This is a genomic window from Paracoccus onubensis (assembly GCF_003591515.1).
GTDB lineage: Bacteria > Pseudomonadota > Alphaproteobacteria > Rhodobacterales > Rhodobacteraceae > Paracoccus > Paracoccus onubensis.
Map to the genome: position 1 here is coordinate 81,451 of NZ_QZCG01000015.1, position 21,644 is coordinate 103,094.

At 61.1% G+C, this 21,644-nt stretch carries 18 protein-coding genes; 8 read left to right on the top strand and 10 right to left on the bottom strand.

Translation table 11 applies throughout. The annotated features are described in order from the left end of the window. Positions 1-16: 16 nt before the first annotated feature. Together D3P04_RS19420 and D3P04_RS19425 are read right to left on the bottom strand one after the other, a co-directional pair. Positions 17-757, bottom strand: a complete 741-nt coding sequence (locus tag D3P04_RS19420; protein WP_119751532.1) for a glucose 1-dehydrogenase — start codon at positions 755-757, stop codon at positions 17-19. Positions 758-872: 115 nt separating this feature from the next. After that, entirely contained in the window at positions 873-3,080 is a 2,208-nt protein-coding gene (locus D3P04_RS19425) for a primosomal protein N' (RefSeq protein ID WP_119751533.1), read from the bottom strand. Positions 3,081-3,461: 381 nt separating this feature from the next. On the opposite strand from D3P04_RS19425, the gene fsa reads away from it, so the two are divergent. The 3 genes from fsa to D3P04_RS19440 are packed head-to-tail and all read left to right on the top strand — an operon-like array spanning position 3,462 to position 5,750. Further along, positions 3,462-4,115, top strand: a complete 654-nt coding sequence (gene fsa, locus D3P04_RS19430) for a fructose-6-phosphate aldolase (RefSeq protein ID WP_119751583.1) — start codon at positions 3,462-3,464, stop codon at positions 4,113-4,115. Then, positions 4,108-4,818 (top strand): DUF484 family protein, encoded by a 711-nt coding sequence (locus tag D3P04_RS19435; protein ID WP_119751534.1) that lies wholly within the window; start codon positions 4,108-4,110, stop codon positions 4,816-4,818. Before fsa ends, D3P04_RS19435 begins: the two co-directional genes overlap by 8 nt. Beyond that, positions 4,815-5,750 carry a tyrosine recombinase XerC gene (locus D3P04_RS19440; RefSeq protein ID WP_119751535.1) on the top strand — a complete coding sequence of 312 codons (936 nt, stop codon included), beginning with the start codon at positions 4,815-4,817 and terminating at the stop codon, positions 5,748-5,750. The genes D3P04_RS19435 and D3P04_RS19440 overlap by 4 nt, the downstream gene beginning before the upstream one ends. Positions 5,751-5,956: 206 nt before the next feature. Here the strand turns inward: D3P04_RS19440 and D3P04_RS19445 are convergent, their stop codons facing one another. Further along, positions 5,957-7,048 (bottom strand): YeeE/YedE family protein, encoded by a 1,092-nt coding sequence (locus tag D3P04_RS19445; RefSeq protein ID WP_119751536.1) that lies wholly within the window; start codon positions 7,046-7,048, stop codon positions 5,957-5,959. Between the two features lie 67 nt (positions 7,049-7,115). Continuing rightward, entirely contained in the window at positions 7,116-8,111 is a 996-nt protein-coding gene (locus D3P04_RS19450) for a P1 family peptidase (protein ID WP_119751537.1), read from the bottom strand. A gap of 84 nt (positions 8,112-8,195) precedes the next feature. On the opposite strand from D3P04_RS19450, the gene smpB reads away from it, so the two are divergent. Then, positions 8,196-8,672, top strand: a complete 477-nt coding sequence (gene smpB, locus D3P04_RS19455; RefSeq protein ID WP_119751538.1) for an SsrA-binding protein SmpB — start codon at positions 8,196-8,198, stop codon at positions 8,670-8,672. A gap of 128 nt (positions 8,673-8,800) precedes the next feature. On the opposite strand, the gene D3P04_RS19460 is transcribed toward smpB, so the two are convergent. Continuing rightward, positions 8,801-9,970, bottom strand: coding sequence for a Hint domain-containing protein (locus D3P04_RS19460; RefSeq protein WP_119751539.1), 1,170 nt, complete (start codon positions 9,968-9,970; stop codon positions 8,801-8,803). Between the two features lie 391 nt (positions 9,971-10,361). Here D3P04_RS19460 and sseA point away from each other — a divergent pair, with 391 nt between their 5' ends. Together sseA and D3P04_RS19470 are read left to right on the top strand one after the other, a co-directional pair. Continuing rightward, positions 10,362-11,216 (top strand): 3-mercaptopyruvate sulfurtransferase, encoded by an 855-nt coding sequence (gene sseA, locus D3P04_RS19465; RefSeq protein ID WP_119751540.1) that lies wholly within the window; start codon positions 10,362-10,364, stop codon positions 11,214-11,216. Then, on the top strand, positions 11,216-12,397 hold the full coding sequence (locus D3P04_RS19470; protein ID WP_119751541.1) for an amino acid aminotransferase: 1,182 nt from the start codon (positions 11,216-11,218) through the stop codon (positions 12,395-12,397). The genes sseA and D3P04_RS19470 overlap by 1 nt, the downstream gene beginning before the upstream one ends. Before the next feature lie 140 nt (positions 12,398-12,537). Here the strand turns inward: D3P04_RS19470 and D3P04_RS19475 are convergent, their stop codons facing one another. The 3 genes from D3P04_RS19475 to ubiA form a co-directional block, all read right to left on the bottom strand. After that, positions 12,538-12,867: a cation:proton antiporter gene (locus D3P04_RS19475; RefSeq protein WP_119751542.1), complete on the bottom strand. Its 330-nt coding sequence runs from the start codon at positions 12,865-12,867 to the stop codon at positions 12,538-12,540. Continuing rightward, entirely contained in the window at positions 12,864-15,083 is a 2,220-nt protein-coding gene (locus D3P04_RS19480; RefSeq protein WP_119751543.1) for an OmpA family protein, read from the bottom strand. Before D3P04_RS19480 ends, D3P04_RS19475 begins: the two co-directional genes overlap by 4 nt. A 62-nt stretch (positions 15,084-15,145) precedes the next feature. Then, positions 15,146-16,084, bottom strand: a complete 939-nt coding sequence (gene ubiA / locus D3P04_RS19485) for a 4-hydroxybenzoate octaprenyltransferase (protein ID WP_119751544.1) — start codon at positions 16,082-16,084, stop codon at positions 15,146-15,148. Between the two features lie 14 nt (positions 16,085-16,098). Here ubiA and D3P04_RS19490 point away from each other — a divergent pair, with 14 nt between their 5' ends. Next, the gene (locus D3P04_RS19490) at positions 16,099-16,830 is read left to right on the top strand and encodes a 16S rRNA (uracil(1498)-N(3))-methyltransferase (RefSeq protein WP_119751545.1); all 732 of its coding nucleotides are present in this window, start codon (positions 16,099-16,101) and stop codon (positions 16,828-16,830) included. 185 nt (positions 16,831-17,015) lie between these two features. Continuing rightward, positions 17,016-17,210 (top strand): DUF1127 domain-containing protein, encoded by a 195-nt coding sequence (locus D3P04_RS19495; RefSeq protein WP_119751584.1) that lies wholly within the window; start codon positions 17,016-17,018, stop codon positions 17,208-17,210. Between the two features lie 451 nt (positions 17,211-17,661). Here D3P04_RS19495 and D3P04_RS19500 read toward each other — a convergent pair whose 3' ends face one another. Both D3P04_RS19500 and D3P04_RS19505 read right to left on the bottom strand, forming a co-directional pair. Next, positions 17,662-20,607, bottom strand: coding sequence for an FAD-binding and (Fe-S)-binding domain-containing protein (locus tag D3P04_RS19500; RefSeq protein WP_333473108.1), 2,946 nt, complete (start codon positions 20,605-20,607; stop codon positions 17,662-17,664). 242 nt (positions 20,608-20,849) lie between these two features. After that, the gene (locus tag D3P04_RS19505; protein WP_220475373.1) at positions 20,850-21,533 is read right to left on the bottom strand and encodes a GntR family transcriptional regulator; all 684 of its coding nucleotides are present in this window, start codon (positions 21,531-21,533) and stop codon (positions 20,850-20,852) included. Positions 21,534-21,644 lie beyond the last annotated feature (111 nt).

Sequence of the window (21,644 nt, forward strand, 5' to 3'; positions counted from 1 at the left end):
CGCAACCGGCCGGGTTTCAGATACAGCGCCCGCCATCGACCTCCATCGCGACTCCGGTGATCATCGAAGCTTCATCCGAGGCAAGGAAACAGGCGGCATTGCCCAAATCCTCGGGCGTGGAAAAGCGGCCGATCGGGATGGTGGACAGAAATTTCGCCCGCATTTCCGGGGTATCCTCGCCCATGAAGCTTTTCAGCAGCGGCGTTTCTCCGGCAACCGGATTAAGCGCGTTCACCCGGATGCCGAATGGCGCAAGCTCGATCGCCATGGCCCTGGTCGCGGTGATCAACCAGCCTTTCGAGGCATTGTACCAGTTCAGCTTCGGACGCGGAGAGACACCCGCAGTCGAAGCGATATTGACGATATTGCCCTGCCCGGCGCGTTTCATGATGGGCACGATCTCGCGCGACAGCAGATAGACGGATTTGCAATTTACCGACAGAACGCGGTCGAAATCCGTTTCGCTGACATCTTCCAGCAGGCTGGGCAAATGGGTTACGCCCGCATTGTTCACCAGAATGTCGATCCCGCCCAGCTTGTCCTCTGCGGTCCCGACCAGTTCCGCCACGCCTGCGCCATCCGCGATATCTACTGCTACCGCGATGCCCCCGATCTCATCCGCGATCCGCCCGGCCGCGTCGGAATTGATATCCGCAACCACGACCTTCGCGCCTTCGGCCGCGAATTTCCGGGCGATCCCCGCGCCGAAACCCGAACCGCCTCCGGTCACGATCGCCCTTTTATCGGCCAGCCTCATAATCCCTTCTCCCATGTTGTGACGGATCAATGTCAATTCGGCGCGAGGGGCTGTCAAGCGGCCGGTCGGGCAAGGGATCTGCCGCCACCGCCGTTCCGGCAACAAGGGCGCGGCGTCACAGAAAGCTTTGCGGATCGATATCGACGGAAAGCCGTAAATTGGTCGGGGGCTTATGCGGAGCCAGCCAGTCGGCTATGGCATTTTGCAACGCGGCCTGACGCGGCGCGTGGATCAGCATCCGCATCCGGTGCCGTCCCCGGATCAGGGCGATGGGCGCGGGCGCGGGTCCCCACAGTTCGGCCCCGGCCTCACGCAGGGGTTCAGCATGTGCGGCCAGATGGCGGGCAAAAGCCGCGACGGTCTCCAGATCGGGATGCGACAGGATGATCCCCGCCAATCGCCCGAAAGGCGGCATCCCCATCGCCTGCCGCCCCTCGGCTTCGGCATTCCAGAACGCCTCGTCCTCGCCCGACAGGATCGCGCGGATTACCGGATGGTCTGGCTGATGGGTCTGTAGCACGGCCACGCCCGGCTCGGCCCCCTTCTGCCGCCCGGCCCGGCCCGCCACCTGCCGCATCAGCTGAAACGACCGCTCCGCCGCCCGCAGATCGGCCCCTTGCAGGCCAAGATCCGCGTCGATCACGCCAACCAGCGTCAGGCGCGGGAAATTATGCCCCTTGGCAACGATCTGCGTCCCGATGATGATATCGGTATCGCCTTCGGAAATCTCGGCAATGGTCTCTTTCAGCACCCGCGCCGAGTGAAACAGATCCGAGGACAGCACTGTCGCCTTGGCCTGTGGGAACAGCGCGGCCACTTCCTCGGCGATCCGCTCGACCCCCGGACCGACCGGTGCCAGCTTGCCCTCGACTCCGCAGGATGGGCAGGCCGTCGGAATGGGCTTTGTCTCGCCGCATTGATGGCAAACGAGACGGTTCTGAAACCGATGCTCGACCATCCGCGCATCGCATTGATGACAGCCGATCTGCTCGCCGCAAGCCCGGCAAACGGTAACGGGCGCAAAGCCTCTGCGGTTCAGAAACAGAAGCGATTGCTGGCCCTTCTCGATCCGCGCCGAAACCGCCGCCGCCAGCCGGGGTGAGATCCAGCGACCCGTGGGCATATCTTCGGCCCGCAGATCCACGGCCACCATATCGGGCAGTTCCGCCTCGCCATAGCGCGCCCGCAGATCGAGGCGGCGATACTTTCCACTGCCCGCATTCACCCAGCTTTCAAGACTGGGTGTCGCCGAAGCCAGCACCACCTGAGCGCCGCAAATCGAAGCCCGCAACACCGCCATGTCGCGGGCGTTGTAAAAGACTACGTCTTCCTGCTTGTAGCTGCTGTCATGCTCCTCATCGACCACGATCAGGCCCAGATCGCGGAAAGGCAGGAACAGAGCCGAACGCGCACCCACGACCAGCCCGACATCGCCCCGCCCCGCCATATGCCACAGGCGACGGCGCTCGGTGCGGGTGATGCCGCTATGCCATTCACCGGGGCGAGCGCCGAAACGGGCCTCCACCCGCTCAAGAAACTCGGCAGAAAGGGCGATTTCGGGCAGCAGGACAAGCGCCTGCCGCCCCTGCGCCAGACATTCGGCGACGGCTTCCAGATAGACCTCGGTCTTGCCTGATCCGGTGACGCCGCGCAGCAGGGTCGTGCCATAACCTCCGGCCCGGATCGCCGCCCGCAACGTGTCGGCGGCGGATTGCTGATCGGCGGCAAGCGGTTTTCCGGGCAATGCGGGATCAAGCCGTGGATAGGGCACATCGCGCGGCGCTTCGATCTCGGCCAGCGTTCCCTGAGCGACCAGTCCCTTCACGACCGACACTCCCACACCGGCAAGCTGTGCCAGTTCCGACGGCGCGAAACTTGCGCCGCCATGATCGGCGATGACCCGAAGAACCTGCGACCGCGCCTCGGTCATCCGCGCAGGGGGATCGCCAGCCGGCACGATCACGCGACGGGCGGCTGGCGGCCGATCCAGATCGGGTGCCCGCGTCGCCATGCGCAGCATCAGCGGCGGCAGGGTCAGCGTGTAATCGGCGGCACGGGTCAGGAAGTCGATGAAGCCGGGGCTGAACGGCTCGGCCTCGATCGCCCGCCCGACGGGGCGCAGCTTGGCAAGGTCGAAATCCCCCTTGCCCTCGCCCCAGACCATCCCCAGCACCCGGCGCGGACCCAGCGGCACCCGCACCAATTGCCCCCGCCGCACGCCGCCCTCGGGCGCGAGATAGTCAAGCACCCCCACGGGTTCGGTCGTCAGCACGGCGATGCGGCTGCGTTCCGGGAAGTATTCGGATGCGCTTTTGTGGATCATGTCGGGGCGTTTCGATGCACAGACCGATCAAAGCCGCGCAGCGCCCGTCCGCCGGGTGGGCGTCCCTCGGGTTGCGGTTCGCGTTTTATGGTGAAACTCCGAACGACGCACGACCCGCAGGTCAACGTCGCCAAAGCGCCCATCCAATGGGGCGGACGGGCGCTGCGCGGCGGCCCGCCGGGCCTTGATTCCGCGCGGGGGAATTGGCCACGATGTCTGCAATGATCCGTCAAGCTTCAGAACCGTCCCTTCCAGAAACACCCATCTATAAACCCGACCCTCCTGTGCAGTTGCAAGGGCCTGTGAAAATCCTTGCCCCTCTTTCGGTCGGAACCCATCTGGAGTATGACGGCAATCGAACCGCATGAATGGAGCCGGGCCATGAAATTCTTTGTCGATACAGCAGATGTTTCCGCTATCAGGGAACTCAATGAACTGGGCATGGTGGATGGTGTGACGACCAATCCGTCGCTGATCCTCAAGGCCGGACGCGACATCACCGAGGTCACCCGCGAAATCTGCGAGATGGTGGATGGGCCGGTCAGTGCCGAGGTCGTGGCCGAGAAGGCCGATGACATGATCCGCGAAGGCAAGACGCTGGCGAAGATCGCCGACAATATCACCGTGAAAGTGCCGCTGACCTGGGACGGACTGAAAGCCTGCCGCGCCCTGTCGGATGACGGGCATATGGTCAATGTGACGCTGTGTTTCTCGCCCGCGCAGGCGATTCTCGCGGCCAAGGCCGGCGCGACCTTCATCAGCCCCTTTATCGGGCGGCTGGACGATATCCATCTGGACGGGGTCGATCTGATCGAGGATATCCGCACGATCTATGACAATTACGGATATGAGACGCAGATCCTTGCCGCCTCGATCCGCACGGTCAATCATATCATCGAAGTCGGCAAGATCGGCACCGATGTCATCACCGCGCCGCCCAATGTCATCAAGTCGATGGCGACTCATGTGCTGACCGACAAGGGTCTGGCGCAATTCACCGCCGACTGGGCCAAGACCGGTCAGAAGATTGGCTGATCGCGGGCAGGATACCGAGACGGCATCGGCGCTGGATCAGGAGACCCGCGAACGTCTGCTGGCCAATCCCGGTGCCATCCTTGCCGACCGCGATCTGATGCGGGCCCTTGTCGCGGCCCGCGAGGCCGATATCGGCGAAAACGTGATCGACATTCGTGGCCGTGCGATGGAGGCGCTTGAGCATCGCCTTGACCGGCTGGAGGCGCAGCATGAGAACGTGATCGCCACCGCCTATGACAACCAGTCCAGCACCGCGGTCATTCATCGGGCGGTCATCGGTCTGCTGGAAACCGCCGATCTGGCCGCGTTCGTGGACAGCCTGCAATCCGCGATCGCACCGCTTCTGCGCATCGAGACGCTGCGGCTGGTGATCGAGGAAAGCCCGGCGGTTCCCGGTCTGCCGGAAGACGTGGTGCTTGCCCCGGAAGGCGGCATCGCCCGGATTGTCGCCGCAGGCAGCCGGACGCCAAGGGGCGATGATATCGTCCTGCGCCCGTCCGAGCCTGTGACCCAGCCGATCCATGCCCGCAAGATCGCGTCCGAAGCGCTGCTGCCCTTTGATCTTGGCGCGGATCTTCCCCGCGCCATGCTGGTCATGGGCAGCGCGGATGCCGCACGCTTCATGCCCGCGCATGGCACCGATCTGTTGCGCTTTTTCGGGCAGATTTTCCGGCTCGTTCTGCTGATGCGACTCCGGTCATGACCGGGTCCGGCCAGCTTGCCCTTGCTCCGGCCATGTCGGACGCACTGGCCCGCTGGCTGGACACCGAAAGCGCGACAAGGGGCCGCTCTGCGCATACGATCAACGCCTATCGCACCGATCTGCTGGCGTTCCTTGGTTTTCTTGGCGCGCATCACGGCGAGGCGGCAACCCCGAAATCGCTGGCCTCGCTGCGTCAGGCGGATATGCGGGCCTTTGCCGCCTCGGAACGCGCACGCGGATATGGCGCGAGATCGCTGGCCCGGAGGCAATCGGCGGTGCGCAGCTTCCTGCGCTGGATATCGGACCGCGAAGGCTTCGACCTGTCCGCCGCCCTGTCCAGCCGCAGCCCGAAATATGCCCGTTCGCTGCCGCGTCCATTATCGCCCGAGCAGGCACAGGACGCGCTGGATATGGTCGCTGTCGGACATGACACCCCCTGGGTCGCGGCCCGCGACACGGCGGTGATGACTTTGCTCTGGGGCTGCGGGCTGCGCATTTCCGAGGCGCTTGGGCTGGATGGCCGTGAATGGCCCTTTCGCGACGCCCTGACCATCACCGGCAAGGGCGGAAAAGAGCGTCGCGTGCCGGTATTGCCGGTGGCAAGCGATACCGTGGCCGAATATCTGCGCCTCTGCCCGTGGCGCCTCGCGCCGGATGAGCCATTGTTCCGTGGCGTTCGCGGCGGCAGGCTTGGTCCCGATGTGGTCGCCGCCTCGCTGCGCCGCGCCCGCGCCGCGCTGGGCCTGCCCCCGACCGCCACCCCCCATGCATTGCGCCATTCCTTCGCCACCCATCTGCTGGCCGCCGGGGGCGATCTGCGCAGCATTCAGGAATTGCTGGGCCATGCCAATCTCTCCACCACACAGGTCTATACCGGAGTGGACGACGCCCGCCTGATGGCGGTCTATCACTCGGCGCATCCACGGAAATAGCCGAAGCTGCCGCGCCAGACCCATGCGGCCCGCAAACGCTTTCTCCGACCGGGTTTTCATCCCGCTCTTTTCCATCAGATATAACAGGACGACTGTAATCCGATCATACCCGCCAGCAGCTCCACATCTTCTTCTTTGTCCAAATACCTTGCAGGGGGTCCGGGGGATGCAAAATCCCCCGGCCATCGCGCAACACAAAAGATGCGTTACCGCTGCAGCTGCACCGGCTCATGCGCAGCTGCCGCCTTGTGATCCACGATCCGATCCGTAACCCAGGCACCGATGAAAAAGCAAAGGGTCGCCAGCATCAGCGGTCCGACAAAGATCGAGACCCCGGTCACCCCCGCCCCGATGGCACAGCCGCCGGCCAGCACGCCCCCGAATCCCATCAATGCCCCGCCAGTAAGGGATCGCAGCATCTGCGGCACGCTGTGATACCCCTCCAGCCGCAACTCACCGCCCACAAGCGCGCCCAGAAACGCGCCAAGGAACACGCCGGGAATCAGGCCAAGGCTGAAATCGAGGGCGAATTGCGCCGTCATCAGCGACATCACGACAGTGGCGGACGGCGCGGCGAATGTGGCCGAGACCACGCCCAGCGGCTCGAACGAGACCTGCGATTGCGCATAGGTCAGCACCCATCCGATACTCACGGCCGCACCGGCGATCAGGGCGAAGATGCCCGCTTTCCAGCCAGTCCCCGCCCGCGCCGCCAGCCCGAACGCGGCAAGCAGGATCACCGCGCCGATCACCATGCCCGGCACCGGCCCGCCGCCGAAATGGGCCAGCAGATCCATATTCCGCCCGCCTTCGGTCATCGCCAGACCGTTCACGGCCCGCCGGACCGGGGCAAGGAAGCCCCCAATGGTGAATTGGGCGACAAGGGCAAAGACCAGACCGGCCATCACGCAGCGCAGATTGCCGCTGCCGGCCAGCACCAGAAGCCTGCCCGAGCAGCCGCGCGCCAGCACCATTCCCACGCCAAAGATCAGCCCGCCGATCACCGCGCCCGACCAGCTTCCGGCGAAATTCATCAATTGCGCGGTATCGGTATCGAACAGCCCCGCCATCCGCGCCGCCTGTGCCGACAGCACCGCCGCGCCCACCGCCATCAGCCAGATCGCCATGCGCGGGCCGGGGCGTCCCCGCGCCAGTTCGACCGCCGCCGAGCGCAGGCAGAAAGCCGAACGCTGCGCCGCGAAACCGAAAAGCCCGCCGGTCAGAATGCCGATCAGCAACGCCGTATTCAGATCACCCAGCCGTTCGGAAAGGGCGGTCAGCAATGTCAGCAGATCCATGGCGGGCTCCTTTCGCTTCCGGGCGGCTGCTTAATGGCGTTTCGCTCGGGCAACCGCAAGGGCCGGCTTATTGCTGCCCGGCAAGCTGCCGCCAGCAAAGCCGCCGGTCTCCTTCGACGGAACGCGCGGCATGAACGCCTCTGGCCACCGCCCGGGCCAGACTCGTCGCCGCGGCATGGCCAAGCAGGAAGGGCGCGGAAACTGCATCCGGCAACGGTTTCCTGCCGGTGGAAACCGCAAAAACCAGGTCTCCGTCAAGCGGCGTATGGCTGGGCACCAGCGATCGCGCCAGCCCGTCATGCGCCGCCGTCGCCAGTCGCAGAAGCCCGGCCTTGTCCATAACGGCATCCGTGGCGACAATGGCGATCGTCGTCGCCTCGCCCGGCTGTTTATAGGGCTGAGGCTCGGCATCTGCCGGGAAATGCGCTGGCAGGCCAAGGCCCCCGAACTCATCCTCCAGTTCCCACGGGGCGGCCCAGAAATGCGCGCTATCGCCGACCGTGGCCGAGCCAAGCGCATTGACCGCCACAAGAGCGCCGACCGTCAGCCCATTCTCCAGCACCGCCGAGGCAGAGCCAAGCCCGCCCCACAGGTTCCGGGTCAACGCGCCGGTCCCGGCACCTTCGCTGCCAAGCGCGAATTCCCGCCCCGCCCCCGCATATGCGGCCCGTCCCAGTGCCGGATAAGGATTGTCCCGCCAGTCCTTGCCGCCGCCGTTCAGCAGATCGAACAGGATCGCGCCCGGCACAATCGGCACCCGCGCAGCGCCAACGGCAAAACCCCTGCCCGCCTCCGCAAGCGCTGCCATAACCCCGTCGCACGCCGCCAGGCCGAAGCCGGAACCGCCGGAAAGCACCAGCGCATCGGCCTGCCCGACCAGCTTGTCAGGTGCCAGCAGATCGGTTTCCCGCGTCCCCGGCGCACCGCCCATGACATTGACCGCCGCCACAAAGGGCCGATCCGCCGTCAGAACCGTCACGCCCGAGCGCAGCCGGGTATCCTGCGCATTGCCGACCTTCAGCCCCGTCACATCGGTAATCAGGTTGCGTCTGCCGGGTTTCATCTGCGCCTCCGTCCATGCTGTAGCCACCATCCCCGGCATGGCCGATCTTTACAAGCCATGCCCGGCCCCCTATCTGACTCCGTCATGGCTGACGATAAAGATAACAAGAATTACAAGGTAATTGCCGAAAATCGGCGGGCGCGTTTCGATTACTTCATCGAAAGCGATCTGGAGGTTGGCATCATGCTGACCGGGTCAGAGGTGAAATCCCTGCGCACCGGCCAGTCGAATATTGCCGAAAGTTATGCCTCGGTCGAGAATGCCGAGCTGTGGCTGATCAATGCCCATATCGCCGCCCTGTCCCGTGCCGGGGTCTTCGGGCACGAGGAACGCCGCCGCCGCAAGCTGTTGGTCAGCAAGCGCGAGTTGTCGCGACTGTGGCAGGCTGTGGGGCGCGAAGGGATGACACTGGTGCCGCTGGTGATGTATTTCAATCATCGGGGCCTGGTGAAGCTGAAGATCGGCGTCGCCAAGGGCAAGAAGGTCGCCGACAAGCGCGAAACCTCGGCCAAGCGCGACTGGAACCGGCAGAAGCAAAGGCTGTTGAAGCAGGGCGGATAGAACAGCCAGACTCCGTCAACCTTCGAAGCAGGCAGGCACTCCAAGGCTTTGCAGAAAGAACCGCTGCCCGGAAATGAGAAAAGTATCTTGCCGGACAGGGCAAAGCGATTGGCCCTGCCCGGCCGCGATCACGCAGAGAAGACGGGAACGCCATTCTTCAGATGACGGGAAATGACATTGCGCGCTTTGGCACCCCGCGCCAGAAGTCTGGCGGGAGAGGGCTGACCATTCCATTCGTTCAATTGCGGGAACAGTAAAAGCAGTTCTTCCATCGCCGCGCTGCCGATCATCTTTACCGCCTCGGGCCCGGGATAAAGCGATTCCGTTTCCGCCCCATTGGCATAGACCACCTCGTGCTGGTCGAAGATGAAATGGAAATACTCGACAGGCTCAAGATCCGCCACGACCTCCACGCCTTCCAGCATCAGCAGGTCCTTGGCCGGGACAAGAATCTCGTTGGTTCCATATACTCGCTGCGCGATTTTTGAACGGACAAGGACCCTGTGCTGACGGGAAACGATCAGGTCTGCTTCGGGCAGATTACAACCCAATGCCCCTTTTCGGATCCTGATCGGTCGCAGGTTCGGATTGTCAATCAGCGACTGCCTGTCGATCGGCCTGGATGCAATCCATTTGATGTCCTTCAACCCGTTATCCTTGGTATAAACGCGATCACCGACAATCAGATCTTCGACATTTTTCACGCCATCTTCGGTTTTGATGCGAACATTGCGGGTAAAGCATGGAACGGCAAATGGCCGGTCATTAAAATCGTACTCGAGAACAAAATCGGGACTCCCTTCGACCGTATTTACACGCATAGACGCGATCGGAAGTTTTGTATAATTTACAGAGCTTCCATCATAGGAAGTAAGGAAGGTTTTGTCATCCACGGTCTGCATGAAAATTACCTCATCGGTATATTCACTGCCGTCCGTGAAAGTAAAAGTTACATTCACAGCTTCTATCGCATCGAGTGTAGTAGTCTCACCATCCCATGTGATCGTGCCTGGCTTGATACTGGGGTCGTTATAAATTTCCGCGGCGGAATCTTCGTAGGTTTTGCCATCATACGGATTATTGGAAGTGATTGTCGCGGTTCCCGCCTGTTTCCAGAGCGCATTCCCGAAAAATTTGGATGAATCGTAGCCGATGAATGATTTTGCGTTTTCGACCACCTGCGCCGTGGGATCGTCCTCGGCGAAGATATCCCATTCGGCAAGACCGGTTGTGGGGCTGACACCAGCCCCCTTTGCTGCCTCACCCAGATAGATCACATAAAGATCACGCGTACCCATCGATACCCTCTCAAACTAAATAATGGTTACAACCCGCCCTTTAGATCGCTCTGCGGGACAGGCAAAATTCCTACCCTGCCACCTTGGACAGATCAACAATTTCAGCGCCTGATCTGCTTCGGATTCAGGCAGAGGAAGATTTGCAAGGTATTAGTGACTGAATGCTGAATGGGGAGATTTTTTTTCGGTATTAGTTAATCGACCTCACCGTAACCGATCGGGTCATACAGGCGGGTCGGTGGTGACGCCCGCGATCAGGCAGCGATCAAAAAAGGGGAGATCGCGACAGGGAGTCTTCACGTCTGAGAAATCCCCGCAGGGAGAGCGCCGGCACCATTGCAGCCCGCCTCTTCCGCCTGTAGATCAGGCAGTAACCAATTGTGGGGGCGTGATGCAGGACGATCCGAAAACGCTGGTTTCGACCGAATGGCTGGCCAAGCACCTGAACGATCCCGATCTGCGGATTCTGGACGCAAGCTGGCATATGCCTGCCACGGGCCGCGACGCCCGGGCGGAATATGACGCGGCACATATCCCCGGCGCGCGGTTTTTCGATATCGACGCCATCTCGGAGAAACGCAGCGATTTGCCGCATATGGCGCCCCCGGTCGAGATGTTCATCAGCCGGATGCGGGCCATGGGCATCGGCGACGGCCATCAGATCGTGGTTTACGACAATTCCGATGTGCGCAGCGCCGCCCGTGTCTGGTGGACATTCCGCCTGATGGGCAAGTCCGATGTCGCGGTTCTGGATGGCGGCTTTGCGAAATGGCAGGCCGAAGGGCGCGAGACCGAGGATCTGCCTCCGATCATGCGCGACCGCCATATCACCGTGCAGCGGCAGGCCGGGCTGGTGCGCGACGTCACGCAGGTCGCGGCGGCGAGCAAGCTGGATGATCACGAAATCATCGATGCCCGCGCCCCTGAACGCTTTCGTGGCGAGGCGGACGAACCGCGCGCCGGTCTTCGCAAGGGCCATATCCCCGGCGCGAAGAACCTGCCTTTCGGTCACCTGCTGAACAAGGACGGCACGATGAAAGCGCCGGACGCGCTTCGTGCCGAATTCGAAGCCGCCGGGGTCGATCTGTCGAAACCCGCCATCACAAGCTGCGGCAGCGGTGTGACCGCCGCGATCCTCAGCCTTGCGCTGGAGCGGATCGGCCATCGCAACCATTCCCTTTACGACGGAAGCTGGACCGAATGGGGCAGCTTTCCAGACCTGAACATCGCAACCGGAGACGCATGATGCTGTCGAACCTGAAACCGCAATCCCCCGACAAGATCCTGATGCTGGTCGAGGAGTTCAAGGCGGATACCCGTCAGGGCAAGATCGATCTTGGCGTCGGCGTGTACAAGAATCCCGAAGGCGTGACACCGGTCATGCGCGCCGTCAAAACGGCGGAACAACGCATCTGGGAAGCCGAGACCACCAAATCCTATACCAATCTTTCCGGCGAACCCGAATTCCGCAGCGCCATGGCGAAAATGGTGCTGGGCGATGTCCCGACCGACAGGCTTGCTTCGCTGGCCACTGTCGGCGGCACCGGTGCGGTGCGGCAGGGTCTGGAACTCGCGCGGCTGGCCAATCCGGATGTGACCGTGCATGTTTCGGACCCGACATGGCCTAACCATCTGTCGATCATGAAATTCATGGGGGTGCCTTTCGTCGAATACCGTTATTTCGACAATGAAACCCGCGATGTCGATTTCGACGCCATGAAGGAGGATGTCGCCAAAGCGGTCAAGGGCGACATCGTGCTGCTGCATGGCTGCTGCCACAACCCGACCGGCGCGAATCTGACGCCCGAACAATGGGAAGAAATCGCCGCGCTTCTGGAAAAATCCGGGGCAATTCCGCTGATCGACCTGGCCTATCAGGGTTTCGGCGACGGGCTGGAGGCCGATGCCGCGGCCACCCGCCTTCTGGCCTCGCGTCTGCCCGAAGTTCTGGTCGCGGCAAGCTGCTCGAAGAATTTCGGCATCTATCGCGAACGCACCGGAAACCTGATCGTGCTGTCGGACAACACCGCCGATCGCGATCAGTCGCAAGGTTCGCTGGCCTTCCTGAACCGCCAGACCTATTCCTTCCCGCCCGATCACGGCGCCCGGATCGTCAGCACCATCCTGAACGATGAGGGGCTGCGCGCCGATTGGGCCGCCGAGCTGGAAGAGATCCGCAGCGGCATGCTTGCCCTGCGTGAACAGCTTGCTTCCGATTTGCGCGACCTGACGAATAGCGAGCGGTTCGACTTCATCGCAAGGCATCGCGGCATGTTCTCGCGACTGGGTGCCACGCCCGAGCAGGTGCAGAAGCTGAAAACCGATTCCGCCGTCTATATGGTCGGGGATTCGCGGCTGAATATCGCCGGGCTGAACCGTAACACCGTCCCATTGCTGGCCCGCGCAATCATCGAAGCGGGGATCTGATCCCACTATCGGGCAAGCTTGCGGCCGGTAGCCCGCCGGCTTACCCGACAGGTTTCGCAATGTGCCGCACAACACGACCGCCTGCGCAGGGACAGCGATATTTCCAAGTGTAAAACCGGTGCCGGTTTTGCTGGAATGCTTTAGCGGCGCCCCAGCTTTCTTTCGATGAATTCGCGCAGATCTTCGATTTCGGCGCGGCTTTCGCGCAGGCTGTCCATGGCCGCCTGAAAATCGACCTGAGTCGCAGCCAGCTTTTGCCCAAGATCCGCCTCGCGTTCTTCCAGTTTGGCGATGGCGGCATCACGGGCATCCTCGGCCTCGTGCAATTGCTGGGCCATGCGGTCGAGTTCGCCCATATCGGCGCGGGTCGGCCGGGTGAGGCGCTGGATGATAAGGCCGATCAGCCAGCCGACGACAAATGTCGTGAACAGGATGACCGCGGTTGCGATTATGAATTCGTTTCGGTTCATTCGGCGGCGGCTTCGCTTTGCTGTTCCTGTCCTTCGTCGCCCCTATCCTCTTCGGTATCGGGCCGACGGCTGGGGCGGGGCGTGTCCTCATCGGGCGTCTGTACCGGTAGCCTAATGTTTTCCTCGCGCTCGTCCAGAGGCCGGTATTGCTCGCTTGCGCCCATCGTCGCGGGCGCGGCGCCCTGTTCGCGGTCCAACAACTGTTGTTCGGGCGCAGGAGCTCCGCTTTCGGATCCTGTCACATCATTCCGTGGCTGTGGCACGATCTCCACGTCGTTATCCTCGTCCTGATCGGCGACGACCTCAACGATTTCGGGATCATTCACCGGCTCGGCATCATCCGCACTGGTCACGCCCTCGACCGTTTCCGGCGCCGCCATAGGCTCGCTGCGGACCGGCTGGCTGGACACAAGACGAAACTCTATCCGGCGGTTCTCTTCGCGGCCCTCTTCGGTGTCATTCGTCGCGATAGGCCGACTTTCGCCATACCCGCGCGAGGTCATGTTCGCCGTGTCGATGCCCGACTCGGACATTGCGGTCACTACGGCCTGAGCGCGCGCCCGCGACAAATCGGCATTGAACCCTTCCGAGCCCTGCGAATCGGTATGGCCTCCGACCTCCATCCGGAATTCCGAACAATCTGTCATCGCCTCGGCCAGCCGGTTCAGCGTCTCGGACGGATCGCCGGCGATCGTGGATTTGTTCGGCTCGAACCCGATCGTGGCTTCCGACATGATATTATTCAGCCGCCTGACGCATTCATCGCCATTGGGCAGCGCCAGCGCCGGATCAAGGCGGCGATCATAACGGATCGCAAGCTTGTAATGCGCCCCCGCCCCAAGTCGTTTCGAAAGAACCGCAGCGACATGTTCGGCAGCACGCGGATTGCCGGAATCGCCGGTCAGCTCGATGAGATCGGGCGTCACCTTCAACGATCCTTTCTGCAATCCGTCAAGCGCCTCGAGCGCGGCCATGATCTTGACCGTCCAGCCAGCCGGAGCATTCTCGTCATTGCTCAGCTTGCCCTGAACATCGGCGAAGCGCGCGCGGGCGAAACTGTCTACCACTTCCTGCATCTTTTCGCCGGTCACGCGGCCGCGCATGCTCAGTTCCCGGCTGGGGGAAACGACAGCGGTGAATTCGAACGGCCCGGAAGAACCTTCCTCCGGCGCAGCCTCAAGTTCGGCATGCAAGGTAAAGACGTCGGGCAGCGCCTGTTCCAGATTGACGGTGGCCTTGTCGAATTCGCTGCGCTCGACGCCCGGGGGGATGGTCAGGGCAATATCGGCGTTGGAAATCGTGACCGTCCCCTGCCCCAGGGCGGCAACCGCGCCGATGGACGCCACGACGGCATCCGCCCAATCCGGCGAGGGCGCGCCAAGCGCCAGCGTACAACCGACCTGTCCCTTGGCCCCGGCTCTGATTGCTGCTCTCAGAATACGTTCCCGACCGGCCTCGTTATCGGCTGCGCAGGCATCGAAGCGCGCACCCTGATCGTCAATCAGAAAGCGCGTGGTGAATGGCGCGATGACCGGCCGCGGCGCGGATATATCGGTTTCAAGCTTCACGCCTTGCGGGCGCAAACGGTTCAGTTCGGTTTCCAGCCTGCCCTTCTCGTCCCGGCTTTCGGCAAGGATGCTGATCCTGACCGCTCTGGGCTCGATCGAAATCTTCGCCTGACGTGCAAGCTGTGCCGCGCGCATGGCGAAATTCAGCGAATCTTCCCAGGTGTCGGGCGCCGGATAATCGGCCTGCTCAAGCAAATCCGTCACTTTCGGAGCAGCCGTCTCGCGTTCCAGCATGCCGACCAGCGCCTTGCGGTCGGTCGAGGCGGGAACAAGGCCGATCAGGGAAATCCCGTCATCGTTCCGCAAAAGCTCGATCGTGAAGTCGGGCGCGACAACGGGCTTCGCGGCGGTCACGGTGATCTCATCCACGATCCGGCTAGAGTCCACGATCTTGCCTGCCTCGGTGACAGCGCGAAATCGCTCGACCTCGTCCGGCGCGGTGCCCGAAAGCCTGACCTGCAACCCGTCGCTTCTGACCTGAACCCAATCCTGCCCGGCAGAGATCATCGCCGACCTGACCCCTGCCTCGGAACGTTTCTCGATGAAATCGGTCCCTTCGCGCGCCCCGTACCAGCACAGGCCGGCGACCCCGGCAAGGACGACGACAGTCGCCAATCTGTTTGACACGCCTTTACGGGACGACGCCATCTGCGGCACCTCGGGGTTGTTGCAAGCCGGGAAGGTCTAGCCCCGGCATCCGGCTGGCGCAATCACACAAGTCCCGCCAATGCGAGAAATATCGCCAGTATCAGCCCGGCATCGCGATTCGAGAGGAACAGGCGCAGGCAGATATCATTTTGATCTGGCTTGAAAATTCTCAGCTGCCAGAACAGATGACCCGCGAACCCGGCCAACCCCAGCCAGCCTATCAACAGATTGCGACCCGTAAGTGAGATCGCCACCGCCAGAAGCAGAACCGTCAGCAGGGCAAAGCCGCCCAGAATGCGCGGGCTGTCATCGCCGAACAGGCGGGCGGTGGATTTGACGCCGATCAGCGTGTCGTCCTCGATATCCTGATGGGCATAGATCGTGTCGTAGAATATCGTCCAGGCGATGCCCGCCAGCCACGCAATCACCGGCGCCATATCCAGCCGCCCCATATGCGCCGTATAGGCCAGCATGACGCCCCAGTTGAAGGCAAGGCCCAGAAAGATTTGCGGCCACCATGTGAAGCGCTTGGCGAAAGGATAGATCGCCACCAGCGCCAGAGACGCCACGCCCATCCAGATCGCGGCAGAGCCAAGGGTCAGCAGGATCACGAAGCCCACCAGAGCCTGCGCGACCAACCAGATATAGGCCCCTTGCAGCGTCACCCTGCCCGATGGCAATGGGCGGGATCTGGTGCGAGCCACCTGATCGTCGATCTTCCGGTCGGTGATATCGTTCCATGTGCAACCGGCCCCGCGCATCACCAGCGCCCCCAGCCCGCAGACAATCGCGATCCACAGGTCGCGCCACAGGGGCATATCCGCCATCATCGCCAGCCCGATCCCCCACCAGCAGGGCAGCAGCAGCAGCCATGTTCCGATGGGCCGGTCGGCGCGGCTCAAATGCAGAAACGGCCTCCATGCTTCCGGCGCATAGCGGTCCACCCAGTTTCCGGCGGGCGCATCTGCGACTGTCTCTGGCTTTTTCGTCTGGCTTTGCATAGCGTCTGCCCATCATGGCAAGGATCAGGCTTTACATAGATCACCCGATGGCCAAGGGACAACCCGTCCCGGTCGAGGCCGCACAGGCGCATTACCTGTCGGGCGTCATGCGCCTGCGTGTGGGCGACGACATCCTGGTCTTCAACGGACGCGACGGCGAATGGTCGGCGCGGATCGTTCAGATCGGGAAACGCGGCGGAAGCCTTGAGATTGTCGCGCAGACCGCACCGCAGCGCGATCCCCCGGATCTCTGGCTGCTCTTCGCGCCGATCAAGAAGGCGCGCACCGATTTCATCGTCGAGAAAGCCGCCGAGATGGGTGCCGCCCGGATCCTGCCGGTGCAGACCGAATTCACCAATTCCGAGAGGATCCGGCAAGACCGGCTGCAAGCCCATGCCATCGAGGCGGCCGAGCAATGCGGCGGGACCTATGTGCCCGAGGTCGGCGATCTTGTTCCCCTGCCGCGGCTTCTTGATGACTGGAACGAACGGCGGCGGATTCTGTGGGCGGATGAGGTCATGGCGGGTCCCGTCCAGACATTATCGGAACTGCCTCGCGGTCCGTGGGCGATTCTTGTCGGCCCCGAGGGCGGTTTCTCTGATGCGGAGCGCGCGCGGCTGTCCGGGATGGCCGCAGTGACGCGAATCAGCCTTGGGCCGCGTATCCTGCGTGCCGATACCGCTGCCGTTGCGGCAATGACCTTGTGGCAGGCGGTGCTGGGCGATTGGCAAAAGGGCCCCGATTGAATAACCGACCCGGCAAAAGCCACAAATATGCCGCATTGCAGCATTGACCAAAAAATTCACCTATTACGCGAAAAATGCATAGCTGCATTGCCATTTATGCGCCTACAATTCTGCAACTGCACAATCTATCTCCTGCTTATCCGAAACATGCCCGCAGATCGGGCAATCTGAATACAGGTGATAAGATGTCCGTCATTGAAACGAACCGCAGCGTAGCCGTTGGCGGGGTTGGCAATGTCGTCGCAAAATTGGTCTCGATGATCGGGTCGTGGAATGAAGCACGCAAGACCCGTCGTGAGCTGAGCCGCCTGTCGGACCGTGAACTGGACGATATCGGCCTGAACCGCGGCGACATCGAGCGGATTGCACGCGGCTACTGAGCCAAAGCAACCAGATGAACGAACCCCCGGAGGTTGCAACTCGCGGGGGTTTTTTCATGCCCGAAGCGATGCGGGCCATCCGTTCTCGAAACCGGTGCCGGCATCTTTACCGGATAATGACTGCCGGGACACAACACTGCGCTCCGGCAGGTTCGTTCAATCGCCCGGATTCACCGCGTGATCAGATGGCGCGCGGCGCGCTCGACCGCCTCGCGGGCATAGACCAGCGGGGCATATTCGCCCGCCGCCAAAGCGGCGCCAGATCGCGGTAATACGCGCTCATCGGACCTCCAACGTCGCAACGTCGTTAATTAAACCAATTTCGAGATCGTCAAAGCCGCCCTGCGCCCAAAGCCGCAGGATCGAGCGCCCTATACGCCGAACCCGTTCAACGCGACGCGCGTCCTTGCCGCTGTCATATCGCTTCCACCTCTACGACGCTGGTTGATATTCAACGTTTGGCTAACGCTCTATCCAACACCAACGCGACATGGATCGCATCGCGCCCTGTTCCATCATGGATTTGGTGCCTGCAACTGGTGCCGTCTGCGACAATGAGGTCGTCAGTTCCTGCTTTGCGAACAGCTGGCAGAAGTGAGAGCTCTGCCATTTTCTTCGACACCTCGATGTTTTCGGCGGCGTATCCAAATGCTCCCGACATACCGCAACAGCTGCTCTCGATAACCTTGAGTTCCAATCCAGGAATGCTACGCAAGACAGTCTCTACTGGTCCCATGGCGGCGAACGCTTTCTGATGACAATGGCCATGCAGGTGAGCAACTTTGCCACCCTGATCGGCGAGTGGCAGCGTGATGGTCCCTTCCTTAAGATCGGCAGCCAAGACCTCTTCAAAAAGAAGTGCCTTACCCTTGATGAAGTCTGTCTCAGCGTTCGGTAAGAGCACGGTCATTTCATCACGAAAACTCATAATGCATGATGGCTCCAGCCCGACGACACGCGCCCCACGTGCAATATACGGGCGCAGCGCATCCAGCGCTCGCTGCGCCTCGGCACGCGCAGCGTCCGTCTGGCCAGAAGCAAGATAAGTTCTTCCACAGCACATAGGGCGGCTGTGATCCGTTGGCTGAACCCGATGTAACCGATATCCTGCGGCGATCAGCACTCGCTCCGCAGCTTCGAGATTCTCACGCTCAAAATAGCGGTTGAATGTGTCGCCGAACAACACGAGGTCGAGGCCATCACCTTTGACGTCACCCGGCCGGGCGGGCAGTCGCGTTTCAACCCAGGGCTTACGCCATTTCGGCAAGGTTCGCTCTGCAGAAAAGCCGAGGATCTTTTCAGAGACCCTGGCGATCAGGGGAATTCGATCTCGCAGGTTCAAGAGTGGCGCAATCCAGCTCGCATACCGCGCGTAAAGTGGCAAATGCGCGATCAGCTTCTCACGCAAGGGCAGCCCGTGCTTTTTATAGTAGTGGTGAAGGAATTCAATTTTCATTCGCGCCATATCGACGCCCGTGGGACAATCGCGCTTGCAACCTTTGCACGAGACGCACAGATCCATCGTTGCCTTCATGCCCTTCGAGGTGAAAGCATCGGGCCCAAGTTGGCCTGACATCGCCAAGCGCAAAGTATTGGCGCGCCCGCGCGTCAGATGCTGTTCATCCTTCGTCGCACGATAGGAGGGACACATGGTCCCGCCGGCCAGCTTGCGACAGGTCCCATTATTGTTGCACATCTCGACAGCGCCACCGAGGCCACCCCATTCCGACCAATCCAATGCGGTCGCGCCTCCGGCAATGGTGACAGCATAGTCGGATTTGAATCGCATCAGGCTGCGATCGTCCATTTTAAGGGGCCGGACGATCTTGTTCGGGTTTAAACGGTTCTGGGGATCGAATTCGTCTTTCACCTGCTCAAATGCACGCGTCAGTTTTGCCCCGAACAGCGGCTCGATAAACTCTGAGCGCGAAATACCGTCACCGTGCTCCCCTGAATACGAGCCTTTAAAACGCTTAACGAGATCGGCAGTCTCCTCCGCAATCTCGCGCATTTTCCGGACGCCATCGGCCTCCTTCATATTCAGGATTGGGCGCACGTGTAGACAGCCCACCGAGGCATGAGCATACCATGTCCCAACGGTGCCGTGTTTGGTGAACACATCGGTGACTGCGTCGGTGTAGTCTGCCAAATGTTCAAGTGGAACTGCGCAATCCTCAATGAACGAGACGGGTTTGCCATCACCCTTCATCGACATCATGATGTTCAGGCAGGCCTCTCTGACCTCCCAGACAGGTTTTTGACGTGCAGGCTCGATGACTTCGACGACCGCATCTGGATATCCGTAGTCGGACATACATTGATCAAGCCGCTTGAGATCGCGTTTTAGCGATTCGAGATCATCGCCAGCAAACTCTACGAGCAACAGACAGTTCGGTGTGCCCTTGGTGATATCACCCAATGTCTTCACGAAGAGCGGGATATCACTGCCCAGCACCAGGACATTATTATCCACGAGTTCGACAGCAGCCGGATCCAGCGCGACGATATGCTGCGTTGTCTCCATCGCATCACGGAACGCCGGAAAATGACACACCCCCATCACACGGTGCTTTGGCAAGGTCGACAGTTTCAGCGTTACGCCGGTTGTCAGCGCGAGCGTGCCTTCGGAACCGACTAGCAAACGCGAATAATTCGGCTGGTCAGGCAATAACTCATCAAGGTTGTAACCGCCAACGCGCCGCTGAACTTTAGGAAAGATTGTCTCTATGTCGGTGCGATGAAGTCGAGCCAGAGCGGTGAGCCGTTGCATCATAGCTTGCATGCGCAAGGACATGTCTTTAGGAAGCGAGGCGCCGAGCGAGAACGCCTCTCCGTCATACAGCATCCCGTCAATAGCCAGAACGTTGTCAACAGTCTTGCCGAAGCGCAAAGACCGCGCCCCGGAAGAGTTGTTACCGCACATCCCACCGATGGTGCAGCGTGACGCCGTTGATGGTTCGATGGGAAAAAACAGCCCGTCCTTGCGAAGCATGTCATTGAGACTGTTCAAAACCGTGCCGGGCCGAACTCGAACGGTCCTCGCAATGGGATCGTATTCTGTCACACCACTAAAATGACGCGACATGTCAAGTATCAGACCGTCTCCGATAGGCTGTCCGTTCTGCGACGTCCCGCCTCCACGCGCGATAACCGGGATGCCATGCTCTCCAGCTATTTGGAGTGCCGCGGAAATGTCAGCTTCGGATTTTGGGAAAGCTACAGCTTTTGGGATGATCTGATAAATAGATGCGTCTGTGGCATAGCGCCCGCGCGTGAATATGTCAAAGCGGACCTCGCCCTCCAGCGCCCTCTCAAGCGATGACTCGAACGCCAACCGGCGCGATGCGTTCCGTGCTGCAGGCGGAGCAGAAGTTCTGGCAGGAGCGTTCATCTTCATCCACTTTCTTGCTTTCGAAACGCAGCCGCGCTTCGTTGACTGGATTGTCGGAATCAAAGAGGCAGTGCCCCGGCGGACGTTTGCCGGGACGGCCGGGGTGGATTGTCCCGACGGACTCCATCGACGCTAAAGCTGCTCTTCTCCTCCTCGGCACCACTGACGAATCGCCAAAATGCATTCAAGATCTATCTAAGAAGAAAAATGAATTCAATATTAAAATATCGCCGGATCAGTCAGCGCCTTCAGTTGCCGCTGTCATAGGCTATGACAGCGGCCTTCGTCCTGCGAAGATGATTGAAAAGAATTTCTGCGGCATCGCCGCTGGCCCGGCGACGCAAGGCATCCAGCAGCAATTCATGCTCTCGGACCGCCTCTTTCCATCTCTCACCATTTTCCCCGAGATTCGCTGCATAACGCACCCTGCGAAGCCGGTCTTGGAGTGATCTTGCAGTCTCAAACAACGGCTGATTGTCCGCTGCCGCGAAGAGAGCGGAGTGTATCTCTTGATTATCCGAAAAGTAGCCAGGTCGATCACCGCGAAGATAGTGGAGATACATTGAGCGATGGAGCTCTTCTATCCTATCAAACTGTTCTGCCGTCATTTTTTCGCACGCCAGTCGGCCTGCGAGCGCCTCCAGCCCCGCCATCAAATCAAACAACTCGGCGATCTCGACTGCCGACAGCGCCTTCACTCTGGCACCCCGGTTGGGCAAAAGTTCAATCAAACCTTCAGACGCCAACACCTTGAGGGCTTCGCGCAAAGGTGTCCGGGAGACGCCCAGCATTTCGCATAGCTCGCGCTCGGGTATGCGGCCCCCGTCTGGAACATTGCCCTCGACTACGAAAGCGCGCAGTTGCGGAAGTATTTCATTGTGAAGCGTCCCGCCCCGCTCTGTCGGAGGCACTAAAGTTTGCTCATCGTTCACGCTTGGGTATCCTCGGCTTCTCATTGTACATAATACAATTTTAGCGTTTGGCGGTGCAAGTAGCAAAAAATGAATTCAAATAACCTTCAGACTCTATCGTGTCGCGCCGAG

Coding starts and splice junctions, on each gene's coding strand:
- D3P04_RS19420 (WP_119751532.1), bottom strand. CDS start 757: ATGAGGCTGGCCGATAAAAGGGCGATCGTGACCGGAGGCGGTTCGGGT.
- D3P04_RS19425 (WP_119751533.1), bottom strand. CDS start 3,080: ATGATCCACAAAAGCGCATCCGAATACTTCCCGGAACGCAGCCGCATC.
- fsa (WP_119751583.1), top strand. CDS start 3,462: ATGAAATTCTTTGTCGATACAGCAGATGTTTCCGCTATCAGGGAACTC.
- D3P04_RS19440 (WP_119751535.1), top strand. CDS start 4,815: ATGACCGGGTCCGGCCAGCTTGCCCTTGCTCCGGCCATGTCGGACGCA.
- D3P04_RS19445 (WP_119751536.1), bottom strand. CDS start 7,048: ATGGATCTGCTGACATTGCTGACCGCCCTTTCCGAACGGCTGGGTGAT.
- D3P04_RS19450 (WP_119751537.1), bottom strand. CDS start 8,111: ATGAAACCCGGCAGACGCAACCTGATTACCGATGTGACGGGGCTGAAG.
- smpB (WP_119751538.1), top strand. CDS start 8,196: ATGGCTGACGATAAAGATAACAAGAATTACAAGGTAATTGCCGAAAAT.
- D3P04_RS19460 (WP_119751539.1), bottom strand. CDS start 9,970: ATGGGTACGCGTGATCTTTATGTGATCTATCTGGGTGAGGCAGCAAAG.
- sseA (WP_119751540.1), top strand. CDS start 10,362: ATGCAGGACGATCCGAAAACGCTGGTTTCGACCGAATGGCTGGCCAAG.
- D3P04_RS19470 (WP_119751541.1), top strand. CDS start 11,216: ATGCTGTCGAACCTGAAACCGCAATCCCCCGACAAGATCCTGATGCTG.
- D3P04_RS19475 (WP_119751542.1), bottom strand. CDS start 12,867: ATGAACCGAAACGAATTCATAATCGCAACCGCGGTCATCCTGTTCACG.
- D3P04_RS19480 (WP_119751543.1), bottom strand. CDS start 15,083: ATGGCGTCGTCCCGTAAAGGCGTGTCAAACAGATTGGCGACTGTCGTC.
- ubiA (WP_119751544.1), bottom strand. CDS start 16,084: ATGCAAAGCCAGACGAAAAAGCCAGAGACAGTCGCAGATGCGCCCGCC.
- D3P04_RS19490 (WP_119751545.1), top strand. CDS start 16,099: ATGGCAAGGATCAGGCTTTACATAGATCACCCGATGGCCAAGGGACAA.
- D3P04_RS19495 (WP_119751584.1), top strand. CDS start 17,016: ATGTCCGTCATTGAAACGAACCGCAGCGTAGCCGTTGGCGGGGTTGGC.
- D3P04_RS19500 (WP_333473108.1), bottom strand. CDS start 20,607: ATGAAGATGAACGCTCCTGCCAGAACTTCTGCTCCGCCTGCAGCACGG.